Here is a 14,131-nt window from a genome sequence, read left to right as displayed (position 1 = left end):
ACGAGACCTAGCCTGGTCGGGGTGAGACCTACCGCACTCGACTGGTCCATCGACAACTGCACCATCGCCCGCACCATGGAGGTCATCGGCGAGCGGTGGACCGTCGTCGTGCTCCGCGAGGTCTTCAACGGCGTACGGCGCTTCGACCAGATGCGCGAGCGCACCGGTGTACCCCGCCAGGTGCTGACCAACCGGCTCACCATGCTGGTCGACCAGGGCCTGCTGCGCCGCCACCCGTACCAGGAGCCGGGGGAGCGGCACCGCTACGAGTACCGGCTCACCGGCAAAGGGCTCGACCTGTGGCCGGTGCTGGTCGCGCTGCTGCAGTGGGGCGACCGGTACTGCGCCGACCCGGACGGCCCGCCGCTGGCCGTGGCCCACCGTGACTGCGGCGCCGAGGTCGGCGTCACGATGCGCTGCGCCGCCGGCCATGACGTCGCCGACCCCCGCGACGTCCTGCCCCGCCCCGGCCCCGGCGCCCGCCGCCGTGAACCGACCGGCTGAAGCCCTAAGCTGCGGGCGTGTATGTCTCGCTCATCGCCATCGTCGTCGACGACTACGACCCGGCCATCGACTTCTTCACCACCGTCCTCGGCTTCGAGCTGGTCGAGGACTCCCCGTCGACCACCAACGACGGCCGCCCCAAGCGGTGGGTGGTGGTGCGGCCACCCGGTGCCGAGACCGGCATCCTGCTGGCCCGCGCCGACGGCGACGCCCAGCGGGCGGCAATCGGCAACCAGACGGCCGGCCGGGTCGGCTTCTTCCTGCGGGTGGACGACTTCGAGGCCGCGTACGAGCGGATGGTGGACCACGACGTGCGGTTCGTGACCGCGCCGCGCACCGAACCGTACGGCCGGGTGGCGGTCTTCGTCGACATCGCCGGCAACCGGTGGGACCTGATCGGCCCCGCCTGAGCCCGAGCCGTCGAACCCGGCCGACGTCAGCCGGCGGTCGCCGTCAGCCGCCGGACCCGGCGGCGGCGTGCCGCTGGTGGTTGGCGCGGACCTGGTCCTCCACCTCGGCGCGCAGCGTCAGGAACTCCGGCAGCCGTTTGACGGCCAGGTCCCGTGGCCCGCCGTCCCGGTCCGGCGGCAGCTCCACCGGCAGGTCGGCGGCGACCCGGCCCGGGTCGCTGGCCAGCACCACCACCCGCTGACCGAGGAAGACCGCCTCCTCGACGTCGTGGGTCACGGTCACCACCGTGGTGCCGGTGTCCGCCCACACCCGGCGGACGAACAGCTGCATGTCCTCCTTGATCTGCACGTCGAGGGCACCGAACGGCTCGTCGAGCAGCAGCACCCGCGGTTCGCAGGCCAGCGCCCGGGCGATCGCCACCCGCTGGCGCTGCCCGCCGGAGAGCTGCTTCGGCAGCGCGTGCCGTAGCCCGGTCAGCCCGGTCTCGGTCAGGTACCAGGCGACCCGCCGGGCCCGTTCGGCCCGACTGACCGGCAGCAGCTCCAGCCCGAACGCGACGTTGCGTTCCACCGTCCGCCGCGGATACACGGCACCGCTCTGCAGCACCAGCCCCCGGTCCGGACCCGGCCCGGTGACCGGCGCACCGTCGAGCAGCACGGTGCCCCGGCTCGGCGTGGACAGCCCGGCGATCAGCGACAGCAGGGTGGACTTGCCCGACCCGGATGCGCCGACCAGGCAGACGAACTCGCCCCGGCGTACCGCCAGATCCACGCCGTCGAGCGCGCGCAGCGAGCCGCCGGCGATGGTCCGGAAGTCCTTGCCGACGCCGTCGAGGCGCACCAGCGACGGGCCTGGGCCCGAAGTGGCAACCGCACCTTCGGTCACGGTCACGATGCCCACCTCCCGACCCGGTCGCGGGTCGTCCGCAGCGCCAGGTCGATCGCCACCCCGATCAGGGCGATCACGATCGACCACCACGAAGTTCCACGCCGCCGCCGCGTTGACCCGGATCGAGTCGATCATGCCGGGCAGCGAGTGCGGCACGATCACTTTGCGCAACACCTCGGATCGGCGGGCGCCGAGGGTGTACGAGACGTCGATCAGCCCGGCCGGCACGGTGCGGACCAGGTTGGCGGTCATCAGGGTGTTGAAGAAGACCGTCGCGATGAAGATCAACGCCACCTTGGACGGCTCGCCGAGCCCCAGCCAGATGATCAGCAACGGGATGAACGCGCTGGCCGGCAGGTACCGCAGCAGGCCGATCATCGGCTCCAGCGCCGCCCGACCGGCCTGGAAACTGCCCATCAGCAGGCCGAGCGGCACCGACACCGCCACCGCCAGGCCGAAGCCGCGCAGCACCCGACCGACCGTCGCGGCGGTGTCGCTCCACAGCTGACCCGTCCGGGCCATCTCCACCCCGGCCGCCACCGACTCCAGCGGCGACGGCAGGAAGTCCGGCTGCCCGTCGACCAGCATGCTGCCGATCTGCCAGGCGGCCAGTGGTACCACGACCGAGGCGACGGTCAGCGTCCACCGGCCGGTCGTCGGGATCGGCGTCCGGATGGCCAGTAGCGCCGGGACCCGGCGGGCCGGACGCCGCCGGGGCAGCGGCCCCCACGACGCCCGGTCCGCACCGTCGGTGGCCGCCGACGGTTCCCGGGTGACGGTCACGGCGACACCGCCGCGACGAACTGCCCGTCGAGCAGCCCGTCCAGCGGTGGTGCCTCGTCGACCAGGCCGGTCGCCACCAGAAACTCGGCGATCGACCGGGCCTGGAAGTCCAGGTTGGCCGGGGTGTCGCCCGGCTCGAACGCCGCCTGGTTGTCGGCCAGGTCGAAAATCGTCGTCCCGGCGTCGTACGTGCGGTAGTCCTCGACGCTGACTCCGGCCTGCGCCGCCATGATCTCCACCGCCTCGTCCGGGTGGTCGGCGATCCAGCCCAGCGTGTCGAACCAGGTGTCCACCACCGCCTGCACCTGCTCCGGATGCGCGGCCACGAACGCCGAGTCGAACACCAGATGGTCCGGGATCGCGCCGGGGAAATCGGCCGAGGTGGCTATCGCCCGGCTGCCCTCGCGGCCGAGCGCGGTCGTGGTGAACGGGGCGAACGCGCCCACCGCGTCGACCTGCCCGGCCAGGAACGCGGCGGCGGCCGCGTCGGTCAGCAGCGGGCTGATCTCGACGTCGTCGGCGCTCAGCCCGGCCTCGGCCAGCGCCAGCAGCAGCAGGTAGTGGTCGACCGTGCCCTCCTCGATCGCCACCCGCTTACCGGCCAGGTCGGCCACCGAGTCGATCCCCGGCGCGGCGATGATCTGGTCGTTGCCGGTCGAGTTGTCGTTGACCAGCACCACGGTCTGCGTCGCGCCGCCGCTGACCGACGACAGGGTGTCGTTGAGTGGCTCAGCGGCGCGGCAGATGCCCGGCGCGGACCAGACAGCCGAGGGTGTCGCAGATGACCCGGGTGGCGATCAGCGAGGTGATCTCGGCGTTGTCGTACGGCGGCGAGCATTCGACCACCTCGATGCCCGCCAACGGCCGTTCGGCGATCAGCTGGATGAACTTGAGGACCTCGCGGGGCAGGAAACCGCCCGGTTCGGGCCAGCCGGTGCCGGGCACGAACGCGGCGTCCAGACAGTCCACGTCGAACGACAGCCAGACCGCCTCGGCCCCGTCCCAGGCGACTTCGAGGGCTTTTTCGGCGGCGGCCTCGATGCCCATCTCGACGCAGTCGGTGACCGTCATGATCGTGGTGCCGCGTTCCCGGCCGACCTTGACTCCGGGGCGGGGTGCCTGCCAGCCGCCGATGCCGATCTGCACCAGGTTCTTCGGCGGCACGTTCGGGATGTCGGTGGCGTGGAACCACGGGGTGGTGTGCATCCGCTCGTCGAGGTCGGTCTCCTGGGTGTCGACGTGCCGGTCGAAGTGGATGATGCCCAGGTTGCCGTCGAGGTGTTCGGCGACCCCGCGCACCGTCGGGTAGCCGATCGAGTGGTCCCCGCCGAGCACCACCGGGAAGGCCCCGGAGGAGTAGACGTGGCTGACCGCCTTGGAGATCTGGTCGAAGGTCTTCTCGATGTTCGCCGGGATGGTGAAGACGTCACCGAGGTCGGCGATCGTGATCGACTCGCGCAGGTCGACGCCGAGTTCGAACGAGTACGGCCCGTACAGCGCGGAGATCTTGCGGATACCCTGCGGCCCGAACCGGGTTCCCGAGCGGTACGTCGTGCCACCGTCGAACGGTGCGCCGAGCACCGCCACGTCGTACTCGCCGCAGCGGCGCACGTCCTCGACGTACGGTGCCTTCAGGAAGGTGTTGATCCCGGCGAAGTGCGGCAGCTCGCCACGGGAGAACGTCGGGATCCGCTTGTCGACGATCGAATCGGCACCGGGCAGGCCGTACTCCAGGCCCCGGGCGATCTCCTCTTCCCACTTGGTGGTGGGCAGTTCGGCCTCGCGGGCGACCGCGTACGCTGCCTCCGGGCCGTAGTTGCCGTGCAGCTCGGGTTGGTCGCTGGGCTGCTGGTCGCGGTGCTGGTGATTGTGGTGATGATGGTGGTGCAAGCCCACGGGGCACCTCCGAATGAGGGCCTGGCTGAGGCACAGCCAGACATCCGGCTGCCTCCCGGGCTTTTGTCCCGCCGTGGAACGCCGCCCGCCACGCTGGCGGCCCGACGCCTGCACCTCTCGGACCTGTCCCGTCCCCGGCTGCCCGTGCCTGGCTGCCCGGCGGCGGCGGAACCCTAGGTGCGCCTCACCGTTGGTGAGTCACCCCGGAGTAGACGCCGCTGTGGTTTCGGTCACTTTGCCGACCCGTTGCCGTCGGGTATCGGCTGCGCCCGGGCGGCCAGGTCGGACCAGACCCGCTCGTACCCAACGACGTGCGCCGGCTGGTCGAGGTGCATCGTCCCGGTCAGGGTGTCGAGCCGGACCAGCCCCGACCCGGCCGGCCGCCGTCCGGGGACCGTCGTGGCGGCGGCGAAGCGCAGCAGGGTGAACGGGTTGGTCATGCCGGCGTGCGCGCCGCCGGCCAGCGGCAGCACCCGTACCGAGATCCCCGGCCTGATCGCGAGCGCCCGCAGGTGGTCGAGTTGCGCCCGCGCCGTCGCGTCGTTGCCGACGGTACGCCGCAGCGCCCCCTCGCCGACGATCGCCTGCACCGCCGGCGGATGCGGGTGGGTCAGCAGGTGCCGCTGCCGCGCCGCCAGCTGGTCGAGGCGGGCGGCGATGTCGTCGTCGCTGCGCAGACCGGCCGGGCAGCGCAGCAGCGCCTCGGCGTACCCCGGGGTCTGCAGCAGGTCCGGCAGCGTCGCCTGGCCGTAGCAGCGGATGAGCGTCGCGGACTGTTCGAACACCGGGTACGGGTCGGCGTCGATCGGCAGTCCGGCCAGCCCGTCGTGCCACCAGCGCCCGCCGCTGGGGCGGTCGATCTCCGCCGCGAGGGCGAGCAGCCGTTCCCGGGTCTCGTCGTCGGCCCGGTACAGCCGGCACATCGCTGACATGTCCGCTTCGGTCCAGCGCACCCGCGGGTCGCCGGCCTCGATTCGCCAGAGCGTGCTGTTGCCGCGTCGCAGCTTGTCGGCGGCGACGTCCTGGGACAGCCCGGCCTCGTACCGCAACGCCGCCAGGCACCGTCCCACCTGCCGCCGCAGCAGGGCCGTCCCGCCGGCCTGCGCGTTGATGCCCGCCGTCCGGGCGGCTCTCCCGTTGTACGCCCCGGCCCGCCGGCCGTCACCCGTACCAGTCATACCCGATAGCGTGAAGCATTAGTTGCTCAAAGGCAATGCCTTAGGGCAACTCCTTAGCGTCTGTTGAGTGGACCTGGTTGGCACCTCGGAGTTGCGCGCGATGCTGGGTACGCCCGAGAAGCCGGTGAGCAAGCAGCGGGCGTACGTGGTCAGCCGGTCCAAGGGATTTCCCGATCCGGTAGCGCGGCTGGCGCAAGGCCCGGTGTGGTTGAAGGCCGATGTCGAGCGGTGGATTCAGGAGAACCGGCCGCCCCGGGTCAGCTGAGCCGCGTACCGTCGTGATCCCGCAGTGGCCATAATGTGGGAAGCTGCTCCCGAATTGCGAGACGGCCGGTCTATCGTCGGAGCATGTCAGCTGTATACACGCACGGTCATCACGAGTCGGTGCTGCGCTCCCACCGCTGGCGTACCGCCGAGAACTCGGCCGCGTACCTGCTGCCGCACCTGCGGCCCGGCCAGGCGTTGCTCGACATCGGCGCCGGTCCCGGCACCATCACCATGGACCTCGCCGCGCTCGTCGCTCCCGGCCGGGTCACCGCCACCGAGGTTACCGCCGAAGCGCTCTCCCTGTCCCGCGCCGAGGCGCAGGCCCGGGGCGTCACGACTGTCGACTTCACCACGGCCGACGTACACGATCTGCCCTTCCCCGACGACGCGTTCGACGTGGTCCACGCCCACCAGGTCCTCCAGCACGTCGGCGACCCGGTCCGCGCGCTCGCCGAGATGCGCCGCGTCTGCCGGCCCGGGGGAGTGGTCGCGGCACGCGACAGTGACTACGACCGCTTCGCCTGGCACCCCGCCGTACCCGAGCTCGACGAATGGCTCGCGCTCTACCGGGCGACCGCCCGCGCCAACGGCGGCGAACCGGATGCCGGTCGCCGCCTGCTCTCCTGGGCGCGGGCCGCGGGGTTCGGTGACGTCACGCCCGGCGCCTCCGCCTGGTGCTACGCCACCGACGAGGACCGCCGCTGGTGGGGGACCATGTGGTCGGAGCGCATCGTCGCCTCCGAGATGGCCCGGCAGATCCTCGCCGCCGGCACCGCCACCCCCGCCGACCTGCAACGCCTCTCCGCTGGCTGGCTCCGCTGGGCCGACACACCCGACGGCTGGTTCGCCATCCTGCACGGCGAGATCCTCTGCCGTCCCTGACTTGGACGGCGGATCGATTAACATGGATTATCGACGTGGGGCGTGACAAGCTGATTCGCATGGAGCTCGACGTCCGTCGGATGACCCTGCGCCTGTTGACGGTGTTCCGGAGTTCACAGCACTCCTACGACTCGACGGACACCTGCCTCGTCGCCGTCGTCCACGACGGCGTCACCGGCCTGGGTGAGGGCACACCGGCCTGGGCGCACGGCGAAACCGTCGAGCAGGTCGTCGCGGCGGTCGCCGAACACGGCAGAGACGTCCTCGGCCCGGACCTGTCCGATCCGGACTGGGTCCTGGACCGGGTGGCCGACTGGGACGGACCGGTCGGCGCGCGGATGGCACTCGACGGCGCGGTGCACGACTGGGTGGGCCGGTCCGCCGGCGTGCCGACATGGCAGTTGTACGGCGTACCGCGCACCATGCCCGAGCCGACCGGGTACACGATCGGGCTCGGCAGCGTCGCGCAGACCCTGGAGCTGGTCGCGAACGCGCCGCCGGTCGGCGCGTTCAAGATCAAGGTGCGCGGCGCCGAGGACCTCGACCGGCTGGCCGCCGTCCGCGCGGTCACCGACCTGCCGGTGCGGATCGACCCCAACGAGGCGTGGGACCTGCGGACCGCGCAGGAACTGACCCCGGCCCTGCGTGCCCTCGACATCCAGCTCGTCGAGCAGCCGTTCCCGAGAGACGCGGTCGAGGCGTACCGCCGCTACCGTGAGCTGCCCGACCGGCTGCCGGTCTTCCTGGACGAGGGCTGTACCGACGTGGACAGTGCCCGGGCAGCCGCCGGCCTGGCCGACGGGGTGGTGGTCAAGCTGGCCAAGTCCGGTGGGGTCCGGGCCACCCGACGGGTGATGGAGGCCGCCCGCCAGGCGGGTCTGTCGGTGATGCTCAGCTGCAACTGCGAGTCGGAACTCGCGTTGAGTCAGGCCGCCCTGCTGGCGCCGCTGGCCGACCGCATCGACATCGACAGCCAGTTCCTGCTGCGTGATCCCCCGTTCCGGGGCCTGGGCCTCGACCAGGGGCGGATCGTCCTCGGCGACGCCCCAGGGCTGGGTGTGCTGCCGTCCGACCAGCACGCCGTCGGCGTCGTCGACCCGTCGACCGGAGTCGGCGTCCGGTCCGGCGGCGGGTCGGCCGACTGATGACAGCACCGGCCACCCCCCGCGCGGCCGCAGACACCCGTCGCTGGCCGGCACCGGGCGGGCGCGCCTTCACCCGCGCCCAGTGGGCCGTGCTGATCGGCGGATTCCTGGTCAACGTCGGCTCGTTCTCGATCTATCCGTACCTGGCTGTGCTGCTGCGGGAACGCCTGGACGTGGGCATGGCGCAGGTCGGGGTGGTGCTCGGGTCGGCGACCCTGGTGCAGTTCGCCAGTGCTCCGGCGACCGCCGCGGTGGCCGAGCGGATCGGCCTGAAACGGTCCCTGGTCGCCGCGCTGCTGCTGTACAGCCTCGGTGGGGCGGCGTTCCTCGCGGGACAGCAGGTCCCGATGCTCACTGTCGTGGGCCTGCTGCTCATCTCCGGCGGCGGATCACTGTACTCGCCGGCGTACCGCAGCTATCTGCTGCACGACGTGGGCGACGAGCACCGACCCCGGCTGGTGTCGGCGGGCAACGCTGCAGGCAACCTCGGCATCGCGGTGGGGCCGGTGGTGGGGGCGTTGTTCGTGCACCGTCCGGCCGTGATGTTCGCTGCCGTGACGACGGTGTACGCCGGTGTGGCGCTCGGTCACGTCTTTCTCCGCCGGGAGCGGCGGGTCGCCGACGCACCACCGGTGGAGCCGTTCCGGCGGATGCTGCACGGGGTGGCGGTGCTGCCGTTCGTCGTCACCGCCGTGTCGTTCTACGTGCACATGCAGTTCTACCAGTACCTCTCCAGCTACGCCCAGGGCCGGATGGCGACCCTGTTGTTCGGGGCGGCGATGATGGGCTACTCGCTCGGCCTGGTGGTGGTACAGCCCATGGTCGCCGAGCGGGTGGGGAGGATGAGCTACCCGGCGGCGATGGCTATCGGATTCGGTGCCCTGGCGACCGGGATGGCCGCGTTCGCAGGTGGAAACGGTCCGGCGGTCGTCGGCGGGGTCGCCGCGATCAGCGTCGGCAGCGCCGTGTTGTTCCTCAAAAACGACCTCGAAGCGTTGGCGGGGTCGAGAAGGTCGGCGACGGTGGCCTTCGGTCAGCAACGGCTCGCGGTCGGGGTCGGTTCGTTCCTCAGCGGCGTCGCCGGGGGCAGTGTGTACGGGGCGTTCGAACGCGGCGGGTTCCTGCCCGGCTTCTGGCTGTTCGTCGCGGCCCAGTGCGTCGTCCTTCCGGTGCTGGTGCTCACTGTCGGGCGATGGCTGGGACGCCGCGTACCGCCGCAGGGTTCCTAGCCGCGCTCATCCGGCCGACGCGGTCCGGTCGGTTGCGGTCCGGTCAGTTCCTGGGCCGGCGGTGACGGCGGCGGGGCGCAGGTCCTGGCTGGCTGACGGCGGATGGGCACGTCGCGCCCACGGCATGGTCGACCAGGGCGGGGCCAGCTCGTCGAGAGAGGCGATCTCCACCGGCTCCAACGTCTCCATGTCGAGGGCTTCGCGGTGGCGGGCGAAGACCTTGTCGACGTACCGATGGCCGGTGTCGGCTCCGATCAGCAGATGCACCCGTTCCGGGTGGCGTCGGGCCTCCCACCGCGCTGCGAGGTACGCCGCGCCGGTGGAGAGGCCGGCGAAGACCGCATGAGACCGCATCAGCGCGATGGTGCCGGCCATGGCATGGCGGAAGCCGATCCAGTGCACCTGGTCGTACAGTTCGTGGCGGATGTTGTCGAAGGGGATTGCGCTGCCGATCCCGGCGATGATCGCGTCCGGATCCGGAAACTGTTCGCTGCCGAAGCTGACGCTGCCGAACGGTTGGACCCCCACGAGTCGGGTCGACGGCTCGTGGGAGCGAATCGGCTGGATCAGCCCGGCGCTGGACGCGCCGGTGCCGACGCTGGCGACGACGGTCAGCGGGACCTGGGGTACGGCGGCCCGGACGAGGGCCGCCAGTTCGGCGTAGCCGAGTCGGTGTAGCGGGTCGTGGTACTGGCGCATCCAGTGCATGCCGGGGTTGGCACCCAGCAACTCCTTTACCAGCGCCACCCGTCGGTGCTGGTCCAGTCGCAGATCGCTCTCGACGGGCATCTGGTGCACGGTGGCGCCGAGGATCTCCAGCTGCGACCGGATGGTCGGGGTCACCGTGGTCGAGGCGACGATGTGGCAGTGCAGTCCGTACCGGTGACAGGCCATGGCCAACGCGAGGGCGTAGATGCCGCTGGAGCTGTCGACGAGAGTGTCGCCGGGGCGGACGGTCCCCGCCGCCAGCAGCGCCCGTACCGCGCCGAGGGCGGCGTAGACCTTCAGAGTTTCGAACCGGGCCAGGACCATGGTGTCCGACAGGCGGATGAGGCTCGGTGCCTTGATGGCGTCGGTGACGTGCGAGTGCACCGGTGGCGGGGTCGTCGACGGGCCCGTGGACGGCATGGGCTGATCGCTCCTCTGACGTTTGTCGCATTGTCCCTGGTGGATGTGCGTGTCTTGGTGGAAGGCTCCTGTCGCTCCGGTGTGGAGGCGTGTCGAGTTGTTCTGCTGACAGGTTGGTCGCGCCGGAAGGCGGATTGGTTCCTGTGCTCTACCCCGTTGCGTGAGTGGTCAGTTTTCTTCGATCAACGGGGAACTTCCGTACATCGTCGAGCGACCTGTAAGGCGTCAGTCGTCGCGCGAGTTCGGAGCTGCCGATGGAGTGGTTTGCAGACGACGGGTTCTGGGTGGACTTCGCTGGCGCGTTGTTCGCCCCGCACCGTCAGCAGGAGGCCCGGAGCTGGGTGGCGACCTCTCCGCTGTTGGAGGTCACGGCTGGGACCAGCGTGCTCGACCTCGGCTGCGGTCCGGGCACCTACGCCGTCCCGCTCGCCGCACGCGGTGCCCGGGTCACCGGGGTGGACCTCAGCGCGGCGATGCTGGACCGTGCCGACCGGGCCAGTGCCCAGGCCGGCGTGCCGGTACGTCTGGTCCGTGCCGACATGCGGGAGTTCGTGGAACGGGACCGCTACGACCTGATCATCAGTATGTACACCTCGTTCGGGTACTTCACCGATCCGGCGCAGAATCAGCTCGTGCTGCGCAATGCCTGGCAGAGCCTGGTGCCGGGCGGTCGCCTGCTGCTGGACCTGTTCAGCAAGGAGATCTTCGCCCGGTGGGCGGGAACCCCGAAAATCGTCGAGGTGGACGGCGGATACCTGGTCATGCGGGATACCGTCCTGGACGACTGGACCCGGTTCCGCAGCGACTGGACCCTGATCCGGGGCGACACCGCCCGGCACGCGTACTTCGAACAGTTCGTCTACAGCGCCGCCGAGATCCGCGCCATGCTGGATACCGCCGGATTCACCGGCATCACCTGCTTTGGCGGCTTCGCCGGTGAACCGTACGACAATCACGCGCAGCGGCTGATCGTGCAGGCGAGCCGTCCCGTGCAGGCGACGCGTCCCCGGCGGGCCGAGGAGGCGGGGACGTGACCATCGTGTCGCTGGAGTCGCTGACGTTCGGCCTCACCCGGCTGCGTGACGCCGCCGCCGAGGGCGGACACCGGCTGTGCCTGCTCACCGGTGACCGGTCGGTCTACGCGTACGAACTCGACCGGCTCGGACCCGACGACGTGACGGTGATCGACGTCGACACCACCGATGTGGCCGCCTGTGCCGCCGCCCTTGACCGACTGCCCGACCTCGCCGGCCTGGTCAACTCGACCGATACGTGGATGTTGCCCGGGGCGACGTTGGCGGCCCGGTACGGCCTGGCCACGCTCGGGCCACAGATGGCGCGGAGATTACGGGACAAGGCGCAGGTCCGTACTTTGCTGCACCGGGCCGGGCTCAGCCGCGCCGACGCGCTCCGCGTGGAGCCCGCCGGAGAGGCGGTTGTCGGAGCGGTCGCGGCGACCGGCTACCCGGTGATCGTCAAGGACTCGGCGGGTACCTCGTCCCGGTCGGTGTGGCTGGTCCGCGACGACGCCGAACGCGACCGGACCGCCCGCCAGGTCGCCGACGCCGCCCTGATTGGTCGACACCTGGTGGTCGAACCGTACTTCCCGGGCCCGGTGTACAGCGCCGAGACCGTCAGCTGGCGCGGGCACACCAGACTGCTCGGGATCGCCGTGCACATCCACACCCCCGAGCCGGTCCGTCGGGAGGAGGCCGTCGCTTTTCCAGTCGCGCTCCCGCCGGCCGAGTCGGACCGGCTGGCGACCTGGATCGGCGAGGTCCTCGCCGCGGTCGGATTCACCGACGGCGTGGCACACACCGAGTTCGCCCACACTCCGGCCGGCCCGGAGGTCGTGGAGATCAACGGCCGGATCGCCGGCGCGGTCATCGGGGAGATGATGTGCCGGTCGCTCGGAGTGAACGTGTACGCCGCGGTGACCGACATCGCGCTCGGCCGCCGGCCCCGGCTGCTCGACGCCCCACTGGGCGCCGACCGTGGCTACGGCATGACGTTCCTGCACCCACCAGCGCCGGGCCGACTCGCCGGCTGGCGCGGACCCGAGCGGCTACCGCTGTTCCCCGGGGGCCCGGAGTTTTTTCCGACCGCCCAGGTCGGTGACCGGATCGTCCACCTCGCCGACCAACGCGGCTGCACCGCCCTGGTGATGGCCGAGGGGTCCACCGCCGAGATCGGCCTCTACCACTCGCTGGCCGCCGCCGGCACCGTCACCCACGAGATGCGACCGCTGGACTGAAGACCCGGACAGGAGCCCCATGAGCACGTACGGACCGGAGACCTACGGCGACCGCAACGCCGACGTCTACGACGAGTGGCACGCCGACCTTGACCCGACCGACGTCGTCGACTGCCTGGCCGACCTGATCGGGCACGGTCCGGTCGGCCCGGTCCTCGAACTGGCCGTCGGCACCGGCCGGGTCACGATCCCGTTGGCGGGTCGAGGAATCGATCTGCGGGGCATCGACGCTTCTGAGGCGATGGTGGCCCGCATGCGGGCCAAACCGGGCGGTGACCGGATTCCTGTCACCATCGGCGACATGGCCGACGTCGATCCCGGCACCGACGATCAGTTCGCCATGGTGTTCGTCGTCTTCACCACCTTCTTCTTCCTGATGACCCAGGAGGACCAGGTACGGTGCTTCGCCAACGTCGCCCGGCGGCTGCTGCCCGGCGGGCTGTTCGTGCTGGAGTGTCTGGTGCCCGACCTCGCCCGCTACCAGCGGCAGCAGAGCGTCGACGCCCACCGCGTCGACCACGACCACGTCCGCCTGGTCGCGGTCCGCCACGACCCCGTCGACCAGCGTTTCGACGGACAGCACATCCTGATCAGCAACGACGGCATGCGGCTTGCCCCGGTGTCGATGCGCTACGCCTGGCCCTCCGAACTCGACCTGATGGCCCGCCTCGCCGGCCTGCGCCGTCGACACCGGTGGGGTGGCTGGCGTCGGCAGCCCTACCTCGGCACCGGCACCCACGTCACCGTCTACGACAAGCCGGCCGGGCCGGACGCGTGACGTCAAGACCGGTCGGTGCCGCCGAGGTCGATGGCGGGGGTCGCCGCGAGCAACGCCCGGGTGTACGGGTGGCGCGGGTCGCCGGTGACCTGCCCGGTCGGTCCCTGTTCGACGATGCGGCCGTGCCGCATGACCGCGACGCGGTTGGCGAGTTGCCGGACGACGGCGAGGTCGTGGGAGATGAACAGGCAGGCCAGACCGAGCCGGTCGCGCAGATCGCACAGCAGATTGAGGATCTTCGCCTGCACCGATACGTCGAGCGCGGTGACGGGTTCGTCGCACACCAGCAAGCGTGGTCCCAGCGCCAGCGCGCGGGCGATCGCCACCCGTTGCTGCTGACCGCCGGACAGCTGCCGGGGCCGGCGTCCGCCGACCGCAGGACCGAGCCCGACGAGGTCGAGCAGCTCGTCCACCCGTGCGGCGCGGGACCGGCCGTTGCCGATCCGGTGGATGTGCAGTGGCTCGGCGAGGGCCTGGCGCACCGTCTGAGCGGGGCTGAGGGTCAGGTACGGGTCCTGGAACACCATCTGGACCTGTCGCCGGTGTGCCCGCAGCGCGCGACCGCGCAGGGCGTGGACGTCGGCGCCGTCGAACCGCACCGATCCGGCCCGGGGCCGGTGCAGTCCGGTGACCACGCGGGCGAGGGTCGTCTTGCCGCAGCCCGATTCGCCGACGAGCCCGACGATCTCGCTGGCGGCGACCCGGAGCGTGACGTCCTCGACCACACTCTGCCGGCCCCGGCCGTACCGCCGGGGGTGGTCGGCGGTGAGCTGTTCGATCTGCAGCAT

The 14,131-nt window shown here is 71.2% G+C and carries 15 protein-coding genes; 9 read left to right on the top strand and 6 right to left on the bottom strand.

Features of this window, described 5'->3' with window-relative positions; translation table 11 throughout:
• Positions 1 to 21 precede the first annotated feature (21 nt).
• Positions 22 to 504: a winged helix-turn-helix transcriptional regulator gene (locus ACFHWU_RS06360; protein ID WP_416590061.1), complete on the top strand. Its 483-nt coding sequence runs from the start codon at positions 22 to 24 to the stop codon at positions 502 to 504.
• A gap of 17 nt (positions 505 to 521) precedes the next feature.
• Entirely contained in the window at positions 522 to 914 is a 393-nt protein-coding gene (locus tag ACFHWU_RS06355; RefSeq protein ID WP_416590060.1) for a VOC family protein, read from the top strand.
• A gap of 43 nt (positions 915 to 957) precedes the next feature.
• On the opposite strand, the gene ACFHWU_RS06350 is transcribed toward ACFHWU_RS06355, so the two are convergent.
• The 4 genes from ACFHWU_RS06350 to ACFHWU_RS06335 all read right to left on the bottom strand — a co-directional run bounded on the left by ACFHWU_RS06350 (position 958) and on the right by ACFHWU_RS06335 (position 5,660).
• Positions 958 to 2,586, bottom strand: coding sequence for an ATP-binding cassette domain-containing protein (locus ACFHWU_RS06350; protein WP_416590059.1), 1,629 nt, complete (start codon positions 2,584 to 2,586; stop codon positions 958 to 960).
• The gene (locus ACFHWU_RS06345) at positions 2,583 to 3,299 is read right to left on the bottom strand and encodes an aliphatic sulfonate ABC transporter substrate-binding protein (protein ID WP_416590094.1); all 717 of its coding nucleotides are present in this window, start codon (positions 3,297 to 3,299) and stop codon (positions 2,583 to 2,585) included. Before ACFHWU_RS06345 ends, ACFHWU_RS06350 begins: the two co-directional genes overlap by 4 nt.
• A gap of 16 nt (positions 3,300 to 3,315) precedes the next feature.
• On the bottom strand, positions 3,316 to 4,482 hold the full coding sequence (locus ACFHWU_RS06340) for an agmatinase family protein (protein WP_416590058.1): 1,167 nt from the start codon (positions 4,480 to 4,482) through the stop codon (positions 3,316 to 3,318).
• Between the two features lie 230 nt (positions 4,483 to 4,712).
• Entirely contained in the window at positions 4,713 to 5,660 is a 948-nt protein-coding gene (locus tag ACFHWU_RS06335) for a helix-turn-helix domain-containing protein (RefSeq protein ID WP_416590057.1), read from the bottom strand.
• Positions 5,661 to 5,727: 67 nt separating this feature from the next.
• Here ACFHWU_RS06335 and ACFHWU_RS06330 point away from each other — a divergent pair, with 67 nt between their 5' ends.
• The 4 genes from ACFHWU_RS06330 to ACFHWU_RS06315 all read left to right on the top strand — a co-directional run bounded on the left by ACFHWU_RS06330 (position 5,728) and on the right by ACFHWU_RS06315 (position 9,183).
• Positions 5,728 to 5,925, top strand: a complete 198-nt coding sequence (locus ACFHWU_RS06330; RefSeq protein ID WP_289212711.1) for a hypothetical protein — start codon at positions 5,728 to 5,730, stop codon at positions 5,923 to 5,925.
• Between the two features lie 83 nt (positions 5,926 to 6,008).
• Entirely contained in the window at positions 6,009 to 6,809 is an 801-nt protein-coding gene (locus ACFHWU_RS06325) for a class I SAM-dependent methyltransferase (RefSeq protein ID WP_416590056.1), read from the top strand.
• 59 nt (positions 6,810 to 6,868) lie between these two features.
• On the top strand, positions 6,869 to 7,954 hold the full coding sequence (locus ACFHWU_RS06320) for a mandelate racemase/muconate lactonizing enzyme family protein (protein WP_416590055.1): 1,086 nt from the start codon (positions 6,869 to 6,871) through the stop codon (positions 7,952 to 7,954).
• On the top strand, positions 7,954 to 9,183 hold the full coding sequence (locus ACFHWU_RS06315) for an MFS transporter (protein ID WP_416556775.1): 1,230 nt from the start codon (positions 7,954 to 7,956) through the stop codon (positions 9,181 to 9,183). Before ACFHWU_RS06320 ends, ACFHWU_RS06315 begins: the two co-directional genes overlap by 1 nt.
• Positions 9,184 to 9,189: 6 nt before the next feature.
• Here the strand turns inward: ACFHWU_RS06315 and ACFHWU_RS06310 are convergent, their stop codons facing one another.
• A complete protein-coding gene (locus ACFHWU_RS06310; RefSeq protein ID WP_416556774.1) occupies positions 9,190 to 10,311 on the bottom strand; it encodes a pyridoxal-phosphate dependent enzyme in 1,122 nt (373 codons plus the stop codon).
• 254 nt (positions 10,312 to 10,565) lie between these two features.
• On the opposite strand from ACFHWU_RS06310, the gene ACFHWU_RS06305 reads away from it, so the two are divergent.
• Genes ACFHWU_RS06305 through ACFHWU_RS06295 form a run of 3 tightly spaced genes read left to right on the top strand, consistent with a single transcriptional unit; the run spans position 10,566 to position 13,343 of the window.
• On the top strand, positions 10,566 to 11,345 hold the full coding sequence (locus ACFHWU_RS06305) for a class I SAM-dependent methyltransferase (RefSeq protein WP_416556773.1): 780 nt from the start codon (positions 10,566 to 10,568) through the stop codon (positions 11,343 to 11,345).
• Positions 11,342 to 12,565, top strand: coding sequence for an ATP-grasp domain-containing protein (locus ACFHWU_RS06300; protein ID WP_416567717.1), 1,224 nt, complete (start codon positions 11,342 to 11,344; stop codon positions 12,563 to 12,565). Before ACFHWU_RS06305 ends, ACFHWU_RS06300 begins: the two co-directional genes overlap by 4 nt.
• A gap of 19 nt (positions 12,566 to 12,584) precedes the next feature.
• Positions 12,585 to 13,343: a class I SAM-dependent DNA methyltransferase gene (locus ACFHWU_RS06295; protein WP_416556771.1), complete on the top strand. Its 759-nt coding sequence runs from the start codon at positions 12,585 to 12,587 to the stop codon at positions 13,341 to 13,343.
• 2 nt (positions 13,344 to 13,345) lie between these two features.
• Here ACFHWU_RS06295 and ACFHWU_RS06290 read toward each other — a convergent pair whose 3' ends face one another.
• Positions 13,346 to 14,131 carry an ATP-binding cassette domain-containing protein gene (locus ACFHWU_RS06290; protein WP_416567718.1) on the bottom strand — a complete coding sequence of 262 codons (786 nt, stop codon included), beginning with the start codon at positions 14,129 to 14,131 and terminating at the stop codon, positions 13,346 to 13,348.

It is taken from the genome of Micromonospora sp. LOL_015 (assembly GCF_048060275.1).
GTDB lineage: Bacteria > Actinomycetota > Actinomycetes > Mycobacteriales > Micromonosporaceae > Micromonospora_E.
This window is presented reverse-complemented; position numbering and strand designations above follow the sequence as displayed.

Excerpts from the sequence above, each read along its gene's own strand:
- ACFHWU_RS06335 (WP_416590057.1), bottom strand. The coding sequence starts at position 5,660 with ATGACTGGTACGGGTGACGGCCGGCGGGCCGGGGCGTACAACGGGAGA.
- ACFHWU_RS06325 (WP_416590056.1), top strand. The coding sequence starts at position 6,009 with ATGTCAGCTGTATACACGCACGGTCATCACGAGTCGGTGCTGCGCTCC.
- ACFHWU_RS06320 (WP_416590055.1), top strand. The coding sequence starts at position 6,869 with ATGGAGCTCGACGTCCGTCGGATGACCCTGCGCCTGTTGACGGTGTTC.
- ACFHWU_RS06315 (WP_416556775.1), top strand. The coding sequence starts at position 7,954 with ATGACAGCACCGGCCACCCCCCGCGCGGCCGCAGACACCCGTCGCTGG.
- ACFHWU_RS06310 (WP_416556774.1), bottom strand. The coding sequence starts at position 10,311 with ATGCCGTCCACGGGCCCGTCGACGACCCCGCCACCGGTGCACTCGCAC.
- ACFHWU_RS06305 (WP_416556773.1), top strand. The coding sequence starts at position 10,566 with ATGGAGTGGTTTGCAGACGACGGGTTCTGGGTGGACTTCGCTGGCGCG.
- ACFHWU_RS06295 (WP_416556771.1), top strand. The coding sequence starts at position 12,585 with ATGAGCACGTACGGACCGGAGACCTACGGCGACCGCAACGCCGACGTC.
- ACFHWU_RS06290 (WP_416567718.1), bottom strand. The coding sequence starts at position 14,131 with ATGCTGCAGATCGAACAGCTCACCGCCGACCACCCCCGGCGGTACGGC.